The organism is bacterium (genome assembly GCA_030583725.1).
Taxonomy (GTDB): domain Bacteria; phylum Patescibacteriota; class Microgenomatia; order UBA8517; family UBA8517; genus JAUYMM01.
In genome coordinates this window covers 55,250-76,010 of the sequence record CP129472.1, presented here as the reverse complement: position 1 = coordinate 76,010, position 20,761 = coordinate 55,250, and the positions used below count along the sequence as shown (strand labels likewise).

At 33.4% G+C, this 20,761-nt stretch carries 26 protein-coding genes; 21 read left to right on the top strand and 5 right to left on the bottom strand.

Features of this window, described 5'->3' with window-relative positions; translation table 11 throughout:
* Positions 1 to 218 precede the first annotated feature (218 nt).
* A complete protein-coding gene (locus tag QY322_00460) occupies positions 219 to 551 on the top strand; it encodes a hypothetical protein (GenBank protein WKZ25776.1) in 333 nt (110 codons plus the stop codon).
* Between the two features lie 117 nt (positions 552 to 668).
* On the top strand, positions 669 to 2,483 hold the full coding sequence (gene typA / locus QY322_00455; GenBank protein ID WKZ25775.1) for a translational GTPase TypA: 1,815 nt from the start codon (positions 669 to 671) through the stop codon (positions 2,481 to 2,483).
* Here the strand turns inward: typA and QY322_00450 are convergent.
* Positions 2,476 to 2,718: a hypothetical protein gene (locus tag QY322_00450; GenBank protein WKZ25774.1), complete on the bottom strand. Its 243-nt coding sequence runs from the start codon at positions 2,716 to 2,718 to the stop codon at positions 2,476 to 2,478. The two genes, typA and QY322_00450, sit on opposite strands and share 8 nt — an antisense overlap.
* Positions 2,719 to 2,908: 190 nt before the next feature.
* Here QY322_00450 and thrS point away from each other — a divergent pair, with 190 nt between their 5' ends.
* Entirely contained in the window at positions 2,909 to 4,675 is a 1,767-nt protein-coding gene (thrS, locus tag QY322_00445) for a threonine--tRNA ligase (GenBank protein WKZ25773.1), read from the top strand.
* Positions 4,676 to 4,755: 80 nt separating this feature from the next.
* Here thrS and QY322_00440 read toward each other — a convergent pair whose 3' ends face one another.
* Positions 4,756 to 5,214: a hypothetical protein gene (locus QY322_00440; protein ID WKZ25772.1), complete on the bottom strand. Its 459-nt coding sequence runs from the start codon at positions 5,212 to 5,214 to the stop codon at positions 4,756 to 4,758.
* 34 nt (positions 5,215 to 5,248) lie between these two features.
* Here QY322_00440 and QY322_00435 point away from each other — a divergent pair, with 34 nt between their 5' ends.
* From QY322_00435 to pheT, 9 genes are all read left to right on the top strand, one after another.
* The gene (locus QY322_00435; GenBank protein ID WKZ25771.1) at positions 5,249 to 5,767 is read left to right on the top strand and encodes a dihydrofolate reductase; all 519 of its coding nucleotides are present in this window, start codon (positions 5,249 to 5,251) and stop codon (positions 5,765 to 5,767) included.
* Between the two features lie 66 nt (positions 5,768 to 5,833).
* Positions 5,834 to 6,388 carry a translation initiation factor IF-3 gene (gene infC, locus QY322_00430; GenBank protein WKZ25770.1) on the top strand — a complete coding sequence of 185 codons (555 nt, stop codon included), beginning with the start codon at positions 5,834 to 5,836 and terminating at the stop codon, positions 6,386 to 6,388.
* A complete protein-coding gene (locus QY322_00425; protein WKZ25769.1) occupies positions 6,357 to 6,623 on the top strand; it encodes a bL35 family ribosomal protein in 267 nt (88 codons plus the stop codon). Before infC ends, QY322_00425 begins: the two co-directional genes overlap by 32 nt.
* 1 nt (position 6,624) lies before the next feature.
* Positions 6,625 to 6,969: a 50S ribosomal protein L20 gene (gene rplT, locus QY322_00420; protein WKZ25768.1), complete on the top strand. Its 345-nt coding sequence runs from the start codon at positions 6,625 to 6,627 to the stop codon at positions 6,967 to 6,969.
* A 36-nt stretch (positions 6,970 to 7,005) separates the two neighbouring features.
* On the top strand, positions 7,006 to 7,224 hold the full coding sequence (locus QY322_00415) for a hypothetical protein (GenBank protein WKZ25767.1): 219 nt from the start codon (positions 7,006 to 7,008) through the stop codon (positions 7,222 to 7,224).
* Between the two features lie 34 nt (positions 7,225 to 7,258).
* The gene (locus QY322_00410; GenBank protein ID WKZ25766.1) at positions 7,259 to 7,396 is read left to right on the top strand and encodes a hypothetical protein; all 138 of its coding nucleotides are present in this window, start codon (positions 7,259 to 7,261) and stop codon (positions 7,394 to 7,396) included.
* 118 nt (positions 7,397 to 7,514) lie between these two features.
* Entirely contained in the window at positions 7,515 to 7,694 is a 180-nt protein-coding gene (locus tag QY322_00405) for a hypothetical protein (GenBank protein WKZ25765.1), read from the top strand.
* Between the two features lie 10 nt (positions 7,695 to 7,704).
* Entirely contained in the window at positions 7,705 to 8,748 is a 1,044-nt protein-coding gene (pheS, locus tag QY322_00400; protein WKZ25764.1) for a phenylalanine--tRNA ligase subunit alpha, read from the top strand.
* A gap of 4 nt (positions 8,749 to 8,752) precedes the next feature.
* A complete protein-coding gene (gene pheT / locus QY322_00395; protein WKZ25763.1) occupies positions 8,753 to 10,780 on the top strand; it encodes a phenylalanine--tRNA ligase subunit beta in 2,028 nt (675 codons plus the stop codon).
* Here the strand turns inward: pheT and QY322_00390 are convergent.
* A complete protein-coding gene (locus QY322_00390; GenBank protein WKZ25762.1) occupies positions 10,777 to 13,305 on the bottom strand; it encodes a PBP1A family penicillin-binding protein in 2,529 nt (842 codons plus the stop codon). The genes pheT and QY322_00390 overlap by 4 nt on opposite strands.
* Before the next feature lie 107 nt (positions 13,306 to 13,412).
* Between QY322_00390 and tyrS the strand changes: the two genes are divergently transcribed.
* From tyrS to QY322_00375, 3 genes are all read left to right on the top strand, one after another.
* The gene (gene tyrS, locus QY322_00385; protein ID WKZ25761.1) at positions 13,413 to 14,573 is read left to right on the top strand and encodes a tyrosine--tRNA ligase; all 1,161 of its coding nucleotides are present in this window, start codon (positions 13,413 to 13,415) and stop codon (positions 14,571 to 14,573) included.
* Positions 14,574 to 14,680: 107 nt separating this feature from the next.
* Positions 14,681 to 16,609, top strand: a complete 1,929-nt coding sequence (recG, locus tag QY322_00380) for an ATP-dependent DNA helicase RecG (GenBank protein WKZ25760.1) — start codon at positions 14,681 to 14,683, stop codon at positions 16,607 to 16,609.
* A gap of 30 nt (positions 16,610 to 16,639) precedes the next feature.
* Positions 16,640 to 17,308 (top strand): hypothetical protein, encoded by a 669-nt coding sequence (locus tag QY322_00375; GenBank protein ID WKZ25759.1) that lies wholly within the window; start codon positions 16,640 to 16,642, stop codon positions 17,306 to 17,308.
* 1 nt (position 17,309) lies between these two features.
* On the opposite strand, the gene QY322_00370 is transcribed toward QY322_00375, so the two are convergent.
* Together QY322_00370 and QY322_00365 are read right to left on the bottom strand one after the other, a co-directional pair.
* Positions 17,310 to 17,561 carry a hypothetical protein gene (locus QY322_00370; GenBank protein ID WKZ25758.1) on the bottom strand — a complete coding sequence of 84 codons (252 nt, stop codon included), beginning with the start codon at positions 17,559 to 17,561 and terminating at the stop codon, positions 17,310 to 17,312.
* Positions 17,545 to 18,915 (bottom strand): radical SAM protein, encoded by a 1,371-nt coding sequence (locus QY322_00365; protein WKZ25757.1) that lies wholly within the window; start codon positions 18,913 to 18,915, stop codon positions 17,545 to 17,547. Before QY322_00365 ends, QY322_00370 begins: the two co-directional genes overlap by 17 nt.
* Positions 18,916 to 18,971: 56 nt before the next feature.
* On the opposite strand from QY322_00365, the gene QY322_00360 reads away from it, so the two are divergent.
* From QY322_00360 to QY322_00335, 6 genes are read left to right on the top strand one after another with little or no spacing between them, the layout of a single operon-like run.
* Positions 18,972 to 19,103 carry a hypothetical protein gene (locus tag QY322_00360; protein WKZ25756.1) on the top strand — a complete coding sequence of 44 codons (132 nt, stop codon included), beginning with the start codon at positions 18,972 to 18,974 and terminating at the stop codon, positions 19,101 to 19,103.
* Positions 19,104 to 19,112: 9 nt separating this feature from the next.
* The gene (gene rpmF / locus QY322_00355) at positions 19,113 to 19,268 is read left to right on the top strand and encodes a 50S ribosomal protein L32 (protein ID WKZ25755.1); all 156 of its coding nucleotides are present in this window, start codon (positions 19,113 to 19,115) and stop codon (positions 19,266 to 19,268) included.
* Between the two features lie 10 nt (positions 19,269 to 19,278).
* Complete coding sequence (nusB, locus tag QY322_00350) at positions 19,279 to 19,632, top strand: transcription antitermination factor NusB (protein WKZ25754.1); 354 nt, start codon at positions 19,279 to 19,281, stop codon at positions 19,630 to 19,632.
* Positions 19,616 to 20,272 (top strand): ribonuclease III, encoded by a 657-nt coding sequence (gene rnc / locus QY322_00345; GenBank protein ID WKZ25753.1) that lies wholly within the window; start codon positions 19,616 to 19,618, stop codon positions 20,270 to 20,272. Before nusB ends, rnc begins: the two co-directional genes overlap by 17 nt.
* A gap of 6 nt (positions 20,273 to 20,278) precedes the next feature.
* The gene (gene rpsP, locus QY322_00340) at positions 20,279 to 20,509 is read left to right on the top strand and encodes a 30S ribosomal protein S16 (GenBank protein ID WKZ25752.1); all 231 of its coding nucleotides are present in this window, start codon (positions 20,279 to 20,281) and stop codon (positions 20,507 to 20,509) included.
* Positions 20,510 to 20,512: 3 nt separating this feature from the next.
* Positions 20,513 to 20,749, top strand: coding sequence for a KH domain-containing protein (locus QY322_00335; GenBank protein ID WKZ25751.1), 237 nt, complete (start codon positions 20,513 to 20,515; stop codon positions 20,747 to 20,749).
* The last annotated feature ends 12 nt before the right edge of the window (positions 20,750 to 20,761 follow it).

Below are 20,761 nucleotides of genomic sequence, written 5' to 3'. Positions count from 1 at the left end.
GTGTTAGCGAAGCCACGAAGTGGCTGAGCGAGGAAACCCGAGCTTCGCAACAATTCCTTCCCCTTTAACCCCTCCCTTGTTGCTCAGCACAAATTAGAAATTTGTTGTAAAATAGGTTCGCGCTAAATTATAAACAGGCACACAGAGAGATTAATAACCTATATTTTACTACTAATTAGTGTTACTATCCTATCAAGTAGTTAGAATATTTTTTATTAATGCAAAAGGAAAAACTAATAGTCAAACTTTTAGAAATAACATCTGCTACAATATCTCGTGAAGATGGAAGTAGGGTTTCCATAAAATCCTACGATCTTAGAAAAACTTCCGAAGCAGAAAAAATAGGTGTTAAACCTGGATATTATTTTAACCTATATCCAATATCACGATTAGACTTAAACGATGAAAGCTTGATGCACAAATTCTCGGTGGTCTTCTGTCAAAAACTAGAATCAGAACAAATTCCAAGTGAGGGATGGGTGTTTGAGCCTGTGGGGTATCTTGAAGAATATAATCTCTTAATTACTAAAGCAAGTATGGTAGAGCAATAGACCATTTTTTTTAAAAATCTGCTATACTTTTTTTAGGTAAAGAAGTGATTGTCCTCATTGTGTAATTAACACTTTGTTTTAAGCTCGCTATAGGATATAATTGACTTTCCCTTGCATATGGATATACGAAACATTGCTATTATTGCCCACGTTGACCATGGAAAAACCACACTTGTGGATGCACTTTTGCGTCAGTCACACACAGAACTTAAAAAAGAAGTTGCTGATCAAGAAGCAATAATGGACAGTAATGATCTTGAACGCGAAAGAGGAATTACAATTTTTAGTAAAAACGCTTCAGTAATGTACAAGGATACAAAAATAAATATTATAGATACTCCAGGTCATGCTGATTTTGGTGGGGAAGTAGAACGAGTTCTTTCCATGGCTGATGGAGCCCTACTTTTAGTTGATGCTAAAGAAGGGCCTATGCCACAGACAAGGTTTGTGTTAAAACACGCACTTAAAATGGGTTTAAAAATTATTGTAGTTGTAAATAAAATAGATAAACAAGGAGCAAGATCTGAATGGGTACAAGGCAAAACTTTTGACTTGTTTGTTGAACTTGGTGCAGACGAGACAACAGCATTCTTCCCAACAATATACTCAAGTGGTAGAGATGGCCTTGCAGGTTTTGAACCCGATCTTTCCAAGATGAAAGATATTACTCCAATATTTGAAGAGATTCTAAAATATATACCTGCACCTGATGCAGACCCTGAAAAACCACTCCAAATGCTTGTCAGTAATATCGGTAAAGATAACTACAAAGGTAGAATTGCGATAGGAAGAATTAAAAATGGAAAACTATCTAGCAATTCTGACGTTATTCATATAAACAGAGAAGGTATACAAAAAAAGGCAAAGATTACGTCAATTACCACGTTCAAAGGTTTGGCCAAACAAGAGGAAACAGAAGCAATTGCCGGTGACATTGTAGCAGTTACTGGAATTTTAGACGCAACAATTGGAGAAACAATTGCTGATATCAATAACCCAATAGCGCTTCCAGTTATCTCGATTGAAGAGCCAACGGTCAAAATGGTCTTTATGGTTAACGATTCGCCATTTGGTGGTAAAGAAGGTGACTTTAAAACATCAAGCCAAATAAGGGAAAGACTTTATAAAGAATTAGACACTGATGTGGCTTTACAAGTATATGACAACGTGGACGGTACTTGGACAGTTTGTGGTAGAGGAGAACTACATTTAGCCATTCTTATTGAAAGAATGAGGAGAGAAGGATATGAGTTTGCAGTATCAAGGCCATATGTTATTAATAAAACCATTGACGGAAAGGTTTTAACCCCATATGAGAAGGTGTATATAGACGTACCAGAGGAATATTCAGGCGTTGTAATACAACATATGGGTGTAAGGCATGGAAAAATGGATGATATGTACAAAAATGAAGAGGGAATAGTATCCCTTGAGTTTACTGTCTCTACAAAAGAGTTAATAGGTTTTAGAGGGGAACTTATTACTGACACAAAAGGTATGGGTGTTATGAATACCGCATTTTTTGATTACCTACCAGATGATGGTTTTACTAGAAAAAGAGATAGAGGATCAATGGTAGCCCATGAAACAGGAGAAACAAGGCTTTATGGCTTAGTTAATGTTCAAGACCAAGGGCAATTATTTATTGGACCTGCAGTTAAAGTATATAAAGGGCAAGTTGTTGGGCAAAGTAGCAGAGCTGGAGATATGCAAGTTAATGTTTGCAAGGAAAAAGCACTTTCCAATATGAGATCAAAAGGTGATGGATCTGCAGAACATTTCAATACTCCAAAAGAAATGCTTTTAGACGACGCACTAGAATACATTGATGACACAGAGTTAGTTGAAGTAACACCAAAAACAATCAGGATTAGAAAAATAATTCTTGATGAAGCAGAAGCTAAACGTAAAAAATCAATGGGGATTAAGTAATCATTCCGCTTTTTGTAACTTTGGCTACTATCGGGGTCTCCTCAACAACAATTTGGTCGCATGCAGATACATCAGGTTTGATGTTTGAAGACAAAACGTTGCAATAAACAGATTTGCCGAACCCACGACGAGCGCCGGTTGGAAGATTGCCTTTAAATTCGCACTGCCACGAATTTTTAAATTTACAACTATAGATTGTCATTGGAAGATCGGCCATTTGTTTCTCTTTTTCCATAATACGCTGATAGTACTCTCTCTCTCTCTGGACAAATTGCAATATTTTTACTACAATATTTATATTGATTAATTAATTGCTTGTATTTAGGATTAACCAACCTAAAGAAATTAATAATTGATAAAGAGAATAAAGAGAAGTGGAACCACGGCTTCAATAGTCGTCTTCTTAGGTATATAATTTATATATTATGAAGACTGACAAACAATCAAAAGAATATCTAGAAAACTTAAGGCATTCATGTGCTCATCTTTTGGCAGCTGCAGTTTTAGAAATATATCCTTCTGCAAAAAGAACCATAGGTCCTTCAATTGAAAATGGTTTTTACTATGACTTTGATTTTGGTGATACTACAGTTTCCGATGAAGACTTTCCAAAAATAGAAAGTAAAATGAAAGAAATTATCAAAACTTGGAAAGGTTTTGAAAAGAAAAATGTAACTACAGAAGAAGCAAAGGATTATTATAAAGATAATAAATACAAAATTGAACTAATTGAAGAATTTTCAAAAGAAGGAAATGACTTAACTTTTTACAACTCTGGTGAGTATTCTGATCTCTGCCGTGGGGGACATGTTAGTCATCCTGATTCGGAAATCAAGCATTTTAAACTACTATCAGTAGCTGGAGCATATTGGAGAGGTAGTGAAAAAAATAAGATGTTAACCAGAATTTATGGAACTTGTTTTCCAACTAAGATAGAACTTGATAAACATCTTGAAAATATAGAACTTGCAAAAAAGTATGACCATAGAAAGTTGGGTCAGGAATTAGAACTATTCACTATTTCTGAAAAAGTTGGTCAAGGACTGGTTCTTTGGATGCCAAAAGGAAACGTAATTAAAGAACAAATTGAAAAATGGGCCAAAAAGACAGAAGAAGAGTGGGGGTACAAGAGAGTAACAACTCCAAGTATTACAAAATCCGGCCTTTTCCATACATCAGGTCATTTACCATATTACAAAGATGATATGTACCCTCCAATGAAGCTGGATGACAGTGAAGAAGAATATTTCCTAAAACCAATGAATTGCCCACATCATCACATTATTTTTGATGCGACTCAACACAGCTACAGAGATTTACCACTTCGTTTTGCTGAATATGGTAATTGCTACCGTTATGAATCATCAGGTGAGCTGTTTGGACTGATGAGAGTTAGGGGATTCGCACAAAATGATGCTCATATCTACTGTACTGAGGATCAAGCAGTAGATGAATTTGTAAAAGTAATGAAATTGCATGAATACTATTACAAAACGTTAGGTATTACCGATTACCATTTAGAGTTAGCCTTAAGAGATCCTAAGAACACAGAAAAATATCATGGTAATGAAGATATGTGGAAAAGAGCAGAAAAATTAATGAGAGAAGCTGTAAAACAAGTTGATATACCTATGGTAGAAGAAATTGGAAGTGCAGCATTTTATGGTCCAAAAATTGATTTTATAATCCACAGCAAAATTGGAAGGGAGTTTGCAATTTCTACAAACCAAATTGATTTATTTATGGGGGAACAGTTTGGACTTAAATATACAGATAAAGATGGGAAAGAAAAAACACCTGTAATAATCCATAGAGCCCCACTAGGCTCACACGAGAGATTTATAGGATTTCTAATTGAACATTATGGTGGAGCATTCCCAACTTGGCTCTCACCAGTCCAAGTTAAAATACTACCAATTTCTGAAAAACATTTAGATTATGCAAATACCATTTTTGAAAAACTAAAGGAAAACAACATTCGTGTTGAACTAGATGATAGAAATGAAACACTAAGTAATAAAATCAGAAATGCACAAAATGAAAAAGTTCCATATATGTTAGTTTTGGGAGACAAAGAAACTGAGAACGACGAAGTTTCTATCAGAAACAGGGCAGGAGAAAATTCCTCAATACAATTATCTAAATTTATTTCTGATATCTCTTCAAAAATTGACAACAAGACAGATAATTGATATTATTCTATTTGGAGTTATCTGAAGCCCTTGAGGCTGGCGCACTAAACACCGAAAAACGGTTAGATAGTGGAGACAGATTAATTCCTTCTTCTAGGAGATACTTTGGGATTATTTTTTCTGAATTCGCTTATTAATTTTTCGTTTTGTTTATCAACTATTTTTTGCTGTTGCCTTGATAAACTTTTAAACATAACTGAGTATAAAATCTTTTTTCCATCCTTCCCTTTTGAAGTAACAATTACTTTAACACGAGTATTGTCAACAATCGCCTGAATACCATAATAATAAAATTTACCTCTAACCTCCACTGTTTGATAATGGCTTGAAGTTTCTAAAACTTGTCTAGCTAGGTCTAACTTTCTAAGTCTTATTATTTTATCTTTTAGCGACCTCCTTGGGTGATGTACGATATGGTCCCACCCAATTCTATTCACATATACAATTTCATTAAACGCCTGAATTATCTTTTCACTTCCACGCCATTCATTAAAGTAGTAGTTTTTAGCCTTAGCCTCTATGTCTTTGTATTTAGACATTAATTCATTATAATACATTTGTATCAAACACAATATGAAAATTACACTTTGGATGGCAATTTCGTTAAACGGAATAATTGCAACAGATGACTACAAAGAAGATTTCCTGTCACACGAAAACTGGGACGAATTTGTCTCAGCAGTTCAAAAAAGTGGATGTTTAATTTGGGGTAGAAAAACCTACGAATTAATCAAGGAATGGCCTAAATCCTATTTAAAACCATTGAAAAACATAAGTAAGGTAATAATTTCCTCAGATGATAAATTTCAACTGAATGACGGTTTTATTCTGGCAAACTCACCAGAGCATGCAATTGAGATATTAGCAGAAAAAGGTTTTTCCGAAGCAATACTTACAGGAGGATCAACAAACAACTCAGTGTTTGCAGAAAAAAATATGATTGATGAAATTATATTAAATATTGAAGGTGTAATCATTGGGAATGGAATTTCACTTTTTAAACCCTCAGATTTTCAATTAAAACTTAAATTATTAAGCACAACCAGAATATTCGAAAATATAATTCAAGTTCATTACAAAGTAGAAAAATGAAGATATAATGAAAAACCATTTTCTTCTTGCTACTATTGTCATTTTTAGGTACAATAACAGAAGAAATTGAAAAGTATCAATAACAGCAACTGGCGACTAAATGACAGAATTCCTGCTCAAACTTTGAGAGTTTTAGACTCAGAAGGTAAACAGTTAGGAGTTTTTTCCAGGGATGAGGCTATCAAAATGGCCAAGGAGAAGAACGAAGACTTAATTGAGCTTGTTGCAAACGCAAATCCACCTGTTGCTAAAATAATTGAGTTTGGAAAATTTAAGTATCAGGAAGAAAAGAAAAAGAAGGAGGCTTTGAAAAAAAGCAAGCCAAGTGAGCTTAAAGAAATACGTTTTACACCTTTTATAGGTGAAGGAGACTACCAAACAAGGCTAAGGAGGATCAATGAATTTTTGACAGATAAAGATAAGGTTAAACTTGTTGTTTACTTTAAAATAAAACAACTAGGGTCAAAAACCTTTGGTTATGATATACTTGGCAGGATTTTAAAAGATTTGGGAGAGGGAATAAATGTTGACATGAAACCTAAGTTTATGGGAAGAAACTTAATAATGATTATTTCACCAACTAATAAATATGGCAAAGACAAAAACGAAAGTAAAATATAAAAAACTAGTAACTGACAGAATCAGAATTACTAAAAATGGCAAAGTCTTAAGAAGAAAGGCTTTTAAAAGGCATTTGAATGCCTCAAAGAGCAAGAACAGACTTAATAGACTAAGTAGGGTTACAGAAGTTAAAAAGGTATTAGCAAGAAGATTAAGAAAATATTTAGGTAAAGTAATGAAAACCCCTAAGGTAATAAAAAAGGGAGTAATAAAAAAAGGGGTAACTAAAAAATAAAATGACAAGAATAAAATCAAAAGCAGCTATTAAACATAGAAAGGTAAGAAAGCTTGCCAAAGGTTACCATTCTGCAAGATCTAGAAGGTTTAAAACTGCAAATGAAGCAGTTATGCATGCGGGGGCATATGCATTTCATGGTAGAAAGCTTAAGAAAAGAGATCTAAGAAGTTTGTGGATTGTTAGACTTTCAGCTGCTGCAAAATCTTTAGAAACTTCATACTCAAGACTTATCAATAATTTAAAGACAAACAAAATTGAATTAGATAGAAAGATTCTTTCAGACATTGCAGCAAAAAACCCTAGCGTATTTGAAAAAATAGTTGCCAGCTTCAAGACTAAATAGATTCTTCACTTTACACACCATGGTATAATTAGTCATATGAAAAAAGTTAATGTATCTACAAACAAAATGAGCCAATTCGCTGGTAAGTGGGTCGTTGTCGATCCTCTTAAAAACAAAATAATTGCTGTTGGTAATGAGCTCTCTGATATAGATGCACTTGTTACACGACTTGCAACCGATCCGAGAGAGCCTGGTACAGTTCCTGCAGCCTTTAAAGTTCCTTACGCTAATGAGGGTCCCCACTATATTTTATAAAAGTAATGAAAAACTCTGTCAAGATATTCAAATCATGGCAGTTGCAACAAAAGACACTCCTATTTTTTCAAACGACTATCAAGCATCTATAAATATATTGGGAAGATCAGGTTTTTTTGAAAAATTTAAGATCACATTTGATGAAGCAAAAAAGAGTGTTATACTTCAGTAATATGAAATCAGTAAATACATTTGTATTCTTCTTTACTTTCTAACGGAGGTTTAGATGCTGTGCATTTTAAGCTTCCGAAGGGAGGTTTTTTTTATTGGTTTGAAACGAGGTGATGAATATGAAAGAAATAATAATCGTTACTGAAAAAATGACTAAAGCTCTCAAGTTAGAAGATTTACATGCAAAAGTGTTAAAAGAGGAAAAACCTAAAATAGTTATTTTGCTTAAAGAAATTGGGTTCAGGTTCGGAAGAAAGAAAGAAATTACTGTAAAACCCGAAGGTCATAATGTTATATAATAATAAAAATATGAATGAAGATTTAATAAATTTAAAAAATCAGGCAATAGCTAGAATTGCTGATGTCAAAAACGTAAATGAATTAGAGCAGATAAGAATTGACTTATTTGGCAGAAATGGAAAGTTCACATTTCTCTCTAAAAACATATCAAAAATCGATAGTGAAGCTAGAAAGCAATATGGTATTACTTTAAATGAAGTTAAAAATACACTTGAGATTTTAGTTACTGAGAAAAAGAATGAATTAAACAATAACGCAAGAGAGTGGTTTGACCCAACAATGCCAGCCAAGAAAGTAAAATTAGGTAAACTCCATATGGTTACTAATGCAATTAATGAAATAGCCGAAGTTTTTGAAAAAATTGGTTTTACTAGGGTTAAGTATCCTGAAGTTGAATATGACTACTTTGCTTTTGGCGCTTTAAACTTTCCAGATAACCACCCCGCAAGAGATGATTGGGAAACATTTTTTGTCAACGCTCCAGACTCAAAAAAATACGGTCCCATGCTTTTAACACCACACACGTCAAGTGGACAAATTAGAGAAATGCTTAAAGAAAAACCACCAATCCGTATGATTAACATTGCCAAATGCTACAGAAGACAAAGTGATGTAAGCCATTTAATAATGTTTCACCAGTTTGAAGGACTAGTCGTAGACAAAAATATTTCAATTACCCACCTTCGTGGTACTATCGACCACTTTGCAAAAACTTTCTTTGGACCAGAAAGAACAATAAGACTAAGACCTTATCACTTTCAATTTACTGAACCATCGTTTGAAGTTGATATTTCTTGCAATGTTTGTAATGGAAAAGGCCATATTTCATCTGGTGTAACTTGTAAATTATGTAAAAAGGGATGGCTTGAAATAGGTGGGGCTGGAATGGTACACCCACATGTTTTAAAGGAATGTGGTGTTGACTCCAAAATATATACTGGTTTTGCATTCGGCTGGGGAGTTGAACGAACATATATGATGAAATCAGGTCTTTCAGTTCCAGACATTAGACTACTATATAGTTCGGACTTAAGAGTCCTTTCTCAACTTTAATAATATGGATATAAAAATACCTAACAGCTGGCTTAAAAAATACTTAGATACTAAAGCATCTCCTTCTGAAATTGCCAAGTACCTATCTCTTTGTGGACCATCTATTGAGAAAGTTGAGAAAGTTAAAGACGGTGATAGTGTATATTCAATTGAAGTAACTACTAACAGGGTAGATAGTGCCAGCGTCTTAGGCATTGCAAGAGAGGCAGTTGCCATATTGCCAAGATTTGGGATATCGGCGACTTTTAAAAATAAAAAATTAAAAAAGGAAAGATTTAAGTTTGTTAAAAAGGTAAAGTATTTGGAAGTAGTTGTTGATTCTAAACTTTGTCCTAGATTTACCGCCGTTTTAATCAAAGATGTAAAAATTAAAGATTCACCACAAGATATAAAGTCGTTGCTTGAAAAGGTTGATGTCAGACCAATTAACAATATCGTTGATGTAAGTAATTTTATAATGCATGAGCTAGGTCAACCTGTTCATACTTTTGACTTTGACAAAATAGTTGGTGGAAAAATGATACTTCGAGAGAGTAAAAAAAGTGAGGTGATTAAAACACTTGATGAGAAGGAATTTAAATTAGATGGTGGAGATATTGTTATAGCAAATCCTAAAGGATTTGGTATGTCGTCTGACGCCATTGAAGATGGTGAAGGAAAACTAATTGACCTTTGTGGAATTATGGGGGGACAAAACAGTGCAGTTGACAACAACACTAAAAATGTTTTGCTGTTTGTGCAAAATTACGATAAACACAAAATCAGAAAAACATCCATGAACTTAGGTCAAAGGACTGAAGCAGCAGTTCTTTTTGAAAAAGGCTTAGACAGCGAAAATGTAAAACCTGCAATAATTTTAGCAGTTTCCATGATTGAAAAGTTGTCAGGTGGAAAATCAGAAGAAGAAATTTTAGACATCTATCCGTCGCCATACAAAATTAAGAATGTCTCTGTAGCTAAAGAAGAAATAGATAAAATAATTGGAATCGATATTCCTGAAAAGGAAATAAAAAGTTACTTAACAAATTTAGGTTTTGAAGTTAAAACAAATAAAAAAACACTTGAGATAAAGGTCCCATCTTATAGAGCAGATGACATAAATATAAAGGAAGACATAATAGAGGAGATTGCAAGAATATATGGATATCACAATTTACCTTGTCTTCTAATGGATGGCTCACTACCTAAACCAAAAGTTAATAATGAATTTAAATTTGAAAACAATTTAAAAGTAATACTCAGGGCATTGGGAGGAACCGAAATATATAATTCTTCTCTTGTTAGTAAGGAAATGACAAGCGACAATGCACTTGGGCTTAAAAACCCACTAGGCACTGATACAGAATTATTAAGAACAAGCCTTAGAGAATCGCTAATCCAAAACATTAAAGATAATCCACAAGAAAAAGGCCGTTTACACATATTTGAAATTGCAAATGTATACATTCCAATCAAAAATAGTCTACCGCAAGAAAAATTGACTCTTGCTGGTATTATAAAAAATGGAAATTCATCACTAGTGTCTGGTTCAGCACAAATCTTAGATTTTAGAAAAAATAAAGGCATCGTTGAAAAACTGTTGGAAGAATTAAACATTAGTTATATTGAAAAAATAGAGGAAGGGGGAAAGTATCTACCTAATCAGAGGTTGTCTGTCTATTCTGGAAATACTGAGGTGGGGGAGTATGGCAATTTGGAAGTTGGTTATTTTTACTATACTTTTGATTTACAAAAATTAATGGATGCCAAAAAAATTTCAAGAAAATATAAAAGTATTCCTAAATTTCCACCACAGGTAGAAGACCTAACTCTTATTATTCCTGAAAAAACATATATCGGCGATGTAATAGACTCAATCAAATCTGTAAATCAACTGGTTAACAAAGTTGAACTAACGGACACCTATAAAAATAACTATACTGTAAACATTGAGTACCAATCACCTGATCATACTTTAACTGACAAAGAAGTGGAAAGTATTAGGGTCAAAATTCTATCATCTTTAAAATCAAAATTTGGAATTACCGTTTAAGGAGTAGCGTCCCAAGCAGTGTTTACCCCAATAGTAATAGTGTGTTCCTTTTCGTGGCCATCCTTGTCTTTTGCTTTGACTTGAAGTTTATGTACTCCGTCAGCCAAACTAATTTCTGCTTCATAGGGTAAACTGTCAATTGTTCTAATTTTTAAACCATCTGCAAAAATTTCCAAATAATCAATATTTGAAGTAGAACTGGCCTTAATTTTAATTTTAAAAGTATTAGGTAAGTTACTTATCCTGTCTATTGGGTCAACCCATTCAACATTTAATGGATTGGTTGTTCCACAATAATCTGAGGGTGGTTTATATCTACCATCACTTTGGGTATTAATCCAACTTAAAATTGCCTCCTGCCATCTGTTTTTACCATCAGTTGATACAGGGTCTTCTTCCTTTATCACAAAGTATTCCTTGTTATCATAATTACCACCTGAAACATCAGATGGAGTTGCAAGTTTTCCATCGCTTTTACAAACTTTCAAATTAACATGTATATCATCTTCTTGCGGTTCCCTGCCTTTAATAAAAAATTCAGACCTAGATGAAAAACCATCATGAGCTCTTTTACCAGAAAAGTTATCAACTTCTATACTTACTATGCCGCTAGGGGGAGTAAAGCCTACAGGACTTAAACCTGATAGTGATTCAACCATTATCCTTCTCCAGATAGGTGAGGCCCCGGAAATTCCAGAAGCAACTGAAAGCATTGGTGAGTTGTCATTATTCCCTACCCAAACCCCAACAGCTCTTTGTGGCGTACCTCCAACGGTCCAGTTGTCTCTTCTGTCGTTTGTTGTACCTGTCTTAACAGCAACTTGTCTACCTGGAATGTTAAGTAATGAGTTAGTGCCAAAAGTATCACTTCTAGCACTGTTGTCAGATAATATATTTGAAATGATAAATGCTTCTTCAGGGGTTATAACTTTTTTACCTTTTTTAGGTGTAATTTCTTCCAGAACCTTACCGCTACTGTCTTCAACTTTTAAAATACCAGTAGGTTCTGCTTTTGTTCCTCCATTAAAAAATGCAGAATAGGCACCTGTTAATTCAAGAAGTCTGACTTCACCACCACCTAGGGTAAGAGATAACCCCACACGAGCAAGTGTTTCCTTGGTTGGGGGAAGTGAACTTAGTCCCATTTCATAGGCAGTTTCCAATACCTCTTTAATTCCAACCATAGCAATAAACTTGACAGCTGGAATATTTAGAGAATTACCTAAGGCATATCTCATTTGAACAGGCCCCTTATACTTACCATCGTAATTAACTGGAATATAATCAGCCTGACCAGTAACAGGAAAAACAGTTGAAACATCCATTACCATGGTGGATGCGGTATAACCTTGTTTTAATGCAGTAACATAGGTAAATGGCTTAAATGATGATCCTGGTTGCCTTAAGGCGACGGTTACGTTGACTTGACCATCATAGTCTGGGTCATCAAATCTTTTACTACCCACCATTGCAAGTATTTCTCCAGTTTCAGGATTCATTACAACAACACCACCATTTGTGATTTTTTGAGCTTCAACCTTAGAAATCTCTTCAGCTACTATATTTTGTGCCTTTTCTTGTAATTCCAAGTCCAAGGTTGTGGTTACTCTTAAACCTCCTTGTTCAATTACTTTTTCACCATACCTTTCTTCAAGTAGTTTTTGTACATATTGGACAAAATGAGGAGCTTTAAAAGATGAACCTTTGGCTTGAAATTTAAATTCAGGAAGTTCTGCCAAAGCAGCTTCTTCTTGATCTTTAGTTATATATCCATCTTCTCTCATCCTTCTTAATACATTTGTAGTTCTGTCTATATAGGCCTTTGGTGTAGACGAATATGGAGAGTACCTAGATGGTAATTGGGGCATGCCTGAAAGTATGGCAGATTCAACTAAGTTTAAGTCTCTAGCATTTTTACCAAAATAGGTTTCTGAGGCTGACTCAACACCCCAAGCAGTTCCACCATAGGGAGCTTCATTTAAATACATCTGTAAAATTTCATCTTTGGTGTATTTTCTCTCTATTTGAACAGCTAAAATAAATTCTTTAACTTTTCGAAATATACTTCGCTCTGATGAAAGCAAAACATTCTTAACCAATTGCTGGGTTAAGGTAGAACCCCCTTGAGCATAGCCACGAGTGAAGAATCTGGAAAGACCACGCAAAGTACCTAAAATATCAAAACCGTTGTGGGAATAAAAGTTTTTATCTTCAATTGCTATAGTTGCTTGTTTTAAATAGAGTGGAACTTCATCAATTTTAATTGGAGTCCTTCTTTCATTTTCAAAAATATCATATAAAGCTTTTCCATTTCTGTCTAAAATCTTTGTTGAAAAACCCTCTCTTCGAATAACCTCATCTGGAGAAGGTAAACCAAATGATAGAAGTGGTAAAACTATAATCAATAAAACTGTCAAAGCCAATACACCTAAAAGCAAAAGTTTCGCAATTTTTACTATATTTCTAGATTTAGTTAAACCTGAAGCTCTTTGGCTAAATCTTATTCTTCTCCTCTCTCTCCACATATGTCTCATATTAGCACAATGGTCACTATTAAACAAAAGACGTATTCCTAAAAGTCTTCTTTAAAAAAATCTTTGATTAATTACTCCAAAAGCATTAGAATCATATTATGAGTAAAATTGACGAAGTTATAACAAGAAGGGTTACAAACATAATTCCAGACAACGTTAAATTATCAAAGCTTTTAAATTCTGGAAAAAAATTAAATGTCTATTTGGGAATTGACCCAACGGCCACAAGAATTCATATAGGCCACGCAGTGGCTTTAAGAAAGCTTCAAGAGTTTGTAGAATTAGGCCACAATGTTACATTTTTGATTGGTGATTTTACTGCTTTGATTGGAGATACATCAGACAAAGATAAAGAACGTCCGGTACTAACATACCAAGAAATAAGACAAAATTTAAAAACCTATAAAAAACAAGCAAGTAAAATATTAGATTTTAGTAAAGTTAAGGTTAAATTTAATAGTACATGGCTTTCAAAATTAAAATTTGCAGATATAGTTAGACTTGCCCAAGAGTTTTCTTTTGGTGAGTTTGCGGGTAGAGAATTAATCAAGAAACGTTTGAGTGACAAAAAGAAAGTAGGACTCCACGAAGCACTTTATCCTGTAATGCAAGGCTATGATAGTTATATAATGGACACCGATATTCAAATTGGGGGGGCAGATCAAACATTTAATATGCAAGCAGGGAGGTCGCTTCAATCAAGCCTTAGAAATAAAGAGTCATTTATCCTTGTTACCGGATATTTAACAGGCACAGATGGTAGAAAAATGAGTAAAAGTTGGGGAAATGCAATTTGGATGACAGATAGTGCTGAAGAGATATATGGTAAGACTATGTCTTTACCTGACAATTTAATACCTGAGTATCTTGAAAATGCAACAGACTTAGAATCTACCAAAATCAATGATTTTAAAAAAGCATTAAAAAGTGGGGTTAACCCAATTCAAATAAAGAAAGAATTGGCCTTAATTATTGCAACTCAACTAACAAATAAGAGACAAGCCATCAAGGCAAAAAATAATTTTGAAAAATCGTTTGCAAAACATGATCCAGAATATAAACTTAAAATTAAAAAATTAAAATCATTAGCAGAAACAATAGCACCATTTACAAATTTAAAATCTGCAAGTGATGCAAAACGTTTAATTCAACAAGGTGGGCTAACAATAAATGGAGATGTTGTTTCTGATGTAAACTATAAACTTAAAAAGGGTGATAAAATAAAAATTGGGAAGAAAATATTTGGTACACTAGTATAATGATTACAAGAAAACATAAAAGAATATTTAAGGTCTTGGCAGTTATTGCAGGTCTTGCACTTTTAGCAGGAACCTTTATGCCACTTTTGATATATCTTTAAAAACATATGAATCTTACAGACTCCGTATCTGATCTTCCATTTGTTGGACCAAATTATCAAAAAAAATTAAAAATACTGGGGATTGAAACAGTATCTAATTTACTTCATCACATTCCACACAGATATTTGGATTTTAGCAAGGTTACAAAAATTAACGACTTAAAAGTTGATGAAATAGTATCAGTTTTTGGGGAAGTAACTTCAATTAAAAACCAACCAACAAAAACAGGAAGATCAATGCAAATTGGACAAATTAAAGATACAACCGGAAGTATTTACTTGGTCTGGTTTAACCAGTCCTATCTAACCAAAATGCTTTACCCAGGTATCAAACTTATGATATCTGGTAAACCTAGTTGGTTTAACAGAAAACTTGCTTTTTTCTCACCACAATTTGAGAGGATTGATCAAAACCAAGAAACAATTCACACTGCTAAAATTGTAGGGGTATATCCTGAAACTGCAGGCTTAACTTCAAAGTGGCTAAAGGCAAGAATTAAATATGCACTAGATAGAATTGAAGTTAAAGACTTTTTAAGTCAAGACATTTTAAGCAAAAACGATCTGATAAGTTTTAAAGAAGCGATTTATAATATTCATTTTCCTAAAAACCTGAAAAGTTCTGAGAAGGCAAAAGAGCGACTAGCCTTTAATGAATTCTTTGACCTACTTGTTAAAGCTAGAGAAAGAAAAAACAAACTAATTAAGAAAAGGGGAGTAGTAATTAAAGTAAACAAAAAGTTGATTGATACTTTTATCAAATCCTTACCTTTTAAGTTGACTAATTCACAGGTTAAAAATTTAGATGAAATATTTAATGACCTATCCAAAAACACCCCAATGAATAGGCTACTACAGGGTGACGTTGGTAGTGGAAAAACAATAGTCTCTGCAATTTCAGCCTACACAACTTTTCTTTCTGGGTTTCAGACTGTCTTTCTTGCTCCAACCCAGATACTTGCAAACCAACACTATCAAACACTAAAGGAACTATTTAAAAATCTCCCCATTAGAATATCTTTAATAACAGGTACAGTAGTAAAATCAGACCTAGGCGTTAATGACATAATTGTAGGAACACATGCGCTATTAAATAAAACTTTTGAAAAAGTTGGGCTATTAGTAATTGATGAACAGCACAAGTTCGGAGTCAAACAAGTTAACTTTATGCAAAAAATTAATCCACATTTATTAACAATGACAGCTACACCTATACCAAGAACGATTGCCCAAACTTTATTTTCTGATATGGATTTGTCCATTTTAGATGAGTTGCCCAAAAACAGACAGAAAATAAAAACATGGCTTGTTCCAAATGACAAAAGAGAGAAAGCATATGACTGGATTAAAAAAACTATTAAAGACAATAGTTCTCAAGCATTTATCATATGTCCATTAGTTGAAGAGTCAGAAGCAGAAACACTAAAATCAGTTAAGTCTGTAAAAAAGGAATATGAAAACTTAAAGGTTATTTTTCCACAACTTGAAATTGGACTACTTCATGGAAAATTGAAAGAAGTTGAAAAAAATAAAGTACTTGATGAATTTAAAAGTAAAAAACTAGACATTCTACTCTCAACCCCAGTTGTTGAGGTAGGAATAGATATCCCAAATGCAACTATTATGTTAATAGAAGGTGCAGATAGATTTGGCCTTGCCCAACTCCACCAACTTAGAGGTAGGGTAGGGAGAGGTGAAAAAGAGTCATATTGTCTATTGTTCACAGAGAACGACTCAGACAAGGCAACTAAACGGCTTACAGCACTAACTAAGACAACTTCAGGGTTTGAACTTGCAGAACTTGATCTAAAACTGCGTGGGGCTGGTGATGTACTAGGAACAAAACAAAGTGGTTTTGGAAACTTAAAAATTGCAGACTGGTCACAAACTGAAATTATCAAACAAGCTTCAGAAGCTGTAAATCTTACGCACTGAGTTATGCAATAAATTTGGTATAATATAATCATGTTCGAATGCTATATTGCTTCACAAAATGACTTACTTGCAATAGAAAATGCTTTAAAAACACTTTGGAATCCAAAATTGAATTACATATTTAAGTGCAAAGATAGAATCAAAAATATTCCTGTAATCAGTTTTGACTCAAGATATCTTTATGTTTGGTTAAGAACTAATAATAAATACAAGCTATCTAAATTTTTACACAATATTAAAAAAATAGATGATCTATCTCATAAGGTTTGGATGTCTGGTATATACATCGAAGAGTTTAAAAATATTTTGAAACAAAAAACTGGTAAAAACATAAATGGTCCTTGTGGAGGATTACTAACTCCATTTACTAAAATACATAACGAATATTCTAAAACTTTAAATGACCCATATCATACAAAAGAAAGCTATTATGCAACTATTTTACATGAGTTTGGACATGTCTATTCTGATAGATTAGACAAATATGGAGAACTTTTTGCTTCATGTTCTGAATATTCGGCGAGTAAGATCTTTTGGCCAAACCATAAACAAAATCTGGACAAATTTTTTATTAACTTAAACAAATCATTATTTAAAAATAATGACCAACATTATTTTGCAATAATAAACACAACTAAAATAATTACTAAATACCCAAATAATTGGCCTGATTATCTACTCACCACTAATCCAAGTTAACTTAACGAGGATAACAGCTTGATGCTGGTGCACATGGTCCTTGTGTTGGATAACAAGGAGTTGCAGGAGCACAATCTGGCATACATGGTCTTAACGCTGGTGCACAATTAAACGGTGCACAATTAGTGTTAGGATTACATGCAACATTTGGTGTACAAGCACTTGGTGTACATGGTGCTACTATTACCCCATCAGTTGCACCTTGTGCTGTTACTAAAACAATTTCTGGTTCTAAATTAAGTTCTGCTTTCAATTATTTCTTCACCTCCTTTCAAAATATTAATATATATAGGTTTTCCTTCAAAATCTAATTTCCAATATCCCTTTCCCCATTTTCCATCATATGGATTGTAAGCACATTTTGGATAAGGAGCAGTTAGATATTCTCCAGTATTTTGATTTGCCCCTAATGATGAGGGTCTGCAATCTGTACAACAATATCTAAATTCACAATCTTTACAAACTTGAACACTATCTTTTGTATTATCCCAAACACTTTTTAATTTAACTTCATCTATAATTTGCAAGAGTGATTTTTCAAGAACATTACCAACTACTTGATCTCTTGAGAAAACACAAGGTAAAACATCTCCATTATCTGTGATTGCAATTTTTCCAGATAAACAACTATTGTTGTGTAAGTTTTTTGACAACATCTCCTTATTTATATAAAAATTTGGTGCAGTCATAATTCCATTTTTTAATAATGATCTATTACTTGGCAATAAATTAAGATTATCTCCTCTACCATTTTGTCTTAAAACATCAAGCCTTTTGTGAGAAAATCCCATTTGGTCTACTAACTTTTGCGTTTCTTCAGCACTTTCTTCATTCTGTTTCATTAGTATAGTTTCAACCCTAACAGGTACTCCTGTTTCTTTGAGCCTTTCTAAGGCTTCCATAGTCTTTTTATGACTTCCTCGTGTTCTTGTAATTTTGTCGTGAATTTCAGGAGCAGTAGAATATAAAGAAACAGCAATATTAATTCCTAAATCTTTTATACGATCAATTTTTTCTTGAGTAAGTAATGTTCCGTTTGTAAAAATTTCAATAAATTTGAAACCTAATTGTTTTGCATATTCTGCTAATTCTAAAACAGTTTCTCCACCTTCACCTCTATACAAAAAGGGTTCACCACCTATAAATTGACATGTTTCACAACCCAAATCGTAAACATTTTTAATTTGATTTTTCCATTGATTGAAAGTCAACCCAACTTCATCGTTTTGAGTTGTTTTTTCTTGAAAAATTGGAGGCATAAAGTCACCGTAACAATGTAAACATCTTTCGTTACAATCCTTTGAAACTATTTCAAACCAAGCAAATTGTAGAGTAGATTTGCTTTCTAATTCGTTTAATACTGGTTTCTCATTAGAATTGTTATCTGCACACAATCCCATTCCTACTAATTTTTCCCAGAAGTTAGCATTTTCAGATTGACCAGTTAAAACATTTTGTGCATTTTTATCTAACGAATAAACATTTCCTGAATTTATATCGTATAACGCACATCTTGAATGACCCTCAACCAAAAATACTCCAGATTTTAGAAAATATTTTCCATAAGACAGAAGCTCTTTTATCTCTGGTTTATATTCGGAAGACATTTCTTGTAATTATACATCTTATTGTCAAGCTTTTGATTGCTATATTCAATAGAGAATTGTTGCAAAAACTTTATAGGGCTGGAGATGTACTGGGAACAAAGCAAAGTGGTTTTGGAAACTTAAAAATTGCAGACTGGTCACAAACTGAAATTATCAAGCTTGCATCAGAAGCTATCAACAATGTATAATCATGATGTATGGCACCATTACCAAAGAAGAAACATAGTCACGGACGAACAACTAGAAGGAGAAGTACTTTTAAGGCTTCCCTCTCTGCTGTATCTAAATGTAAATCATGTGGCAAACTTCGTGAACCTCACAAGGCCTGTCCTCATTGTGGAACATACAAATAATAATTGACTCATGAAGACTGCAACTGACCCAAGACACTTAAGACGTAGGGAAGCTGTTAGGTTTCTTTTTGCTGAAAGTTTTACTAAACAAGAAAGGTTACCTGAATTAGTTGTAAAAATTAAAAAGCAGGAAAAAAAGTTAAACAAGATAATTGTTGATTCAGCTCCGACATGGCCAATTGAAAAGATAAACAAAATAGATTTAGCTATACTACATCTTGCTATTTATGAATTAAAAAATGAAGATACTCCACCCAAAGTAATTATTGATGAAGCTGTAGAATTAGCAAAAGAATTCGGTTCTGAATCATCAGGTTCTTTTGTAAATGGAGTATTAGGAACGGTATATGAAAAAACACTTTAAAGATAAAAATTTATATTTACAAAGCTTAACCCACAGAAGTTGGGTTAATGAAAATGATAAGGCTAGGGGAACTAATGAAAGACTTGAGTTTTTAGGAGATGCAATTTTAGAATTTGTAGTTTCAGAAGAAATTTATAATCGATTTCCAAATGAAGAAGAGGGGTACTTAACAGCCCTTCGTTCAAACCTGGTTAACACTAAAAACCTGAGCCAAGTGGCAGAAAAGTTAAATCTGGGTCAAGAAATATTCCTATCAAAAGGTGAAGAAGACGGTGGGGGTAGAAACAACTCCTCACTACTTGCCGACACTGTTGAAGCAGTAATAGGTGCTCTTTACTTAGATCAAGGTATTACTAAAGCAAAAGAGTTTATAGACCAAAACATACTTATAGATGTGGACCAGAAAGCAAAAATGCCACTTAAAGACCCTAAAAGTCTACTACAGGAAAAGGTTCAGGCAAGTAATATGCCAGCTCCAAAGTACCAAGTCAAATCAGAGGAAGGACCTGATCATAACAAGCAATTTACAATTGAAGTTATCATTAATGGCAAAATAAATGCACTAGGTGTGGGAAGAAGTAAATCAGAGGCAGAACAAGATGCTGCTTCAAACGCGCTTCAAAATATGGTATCATCGTAACTATATATGTCAGTTTCAATTAAATTATCACGTGTGGGTGCAAAGAAAAGTGCTTTTTATAGAGTAATTATTGCTCCAACAAGAAGCAAGGTTGATGGGAAAAACTTGGATATTATTGGTAGCTATGATCCAAAGGAAAAAACTTCAAAAATTGACAAGAAAAAATTTGATGATTGGGTTAAAAAAGGTGCAATCGTGACTAGTGGTGTCAAAAAGGTATTAGAACTTAAAAAGTAATTTATGAAAGATTTACTAGACTTCATCATTAAAAATATATTAAGTAAAGATTCTAAATATGAAATTATAGAAGATGACAATGGATCTGTAGTTACTTTAACAGTTAAGACAAGTGACGAAGATGGGGGAATGGTCATTGGAAAACAAGGAAAAATTATTAAAGCGATTAGGAATCTACTTCGCATTAAAGCAACTTTAGAAAAGAAAAAGATTATTCTTCTAGTTAATCCAACTAATTAAAATATAGGTGTT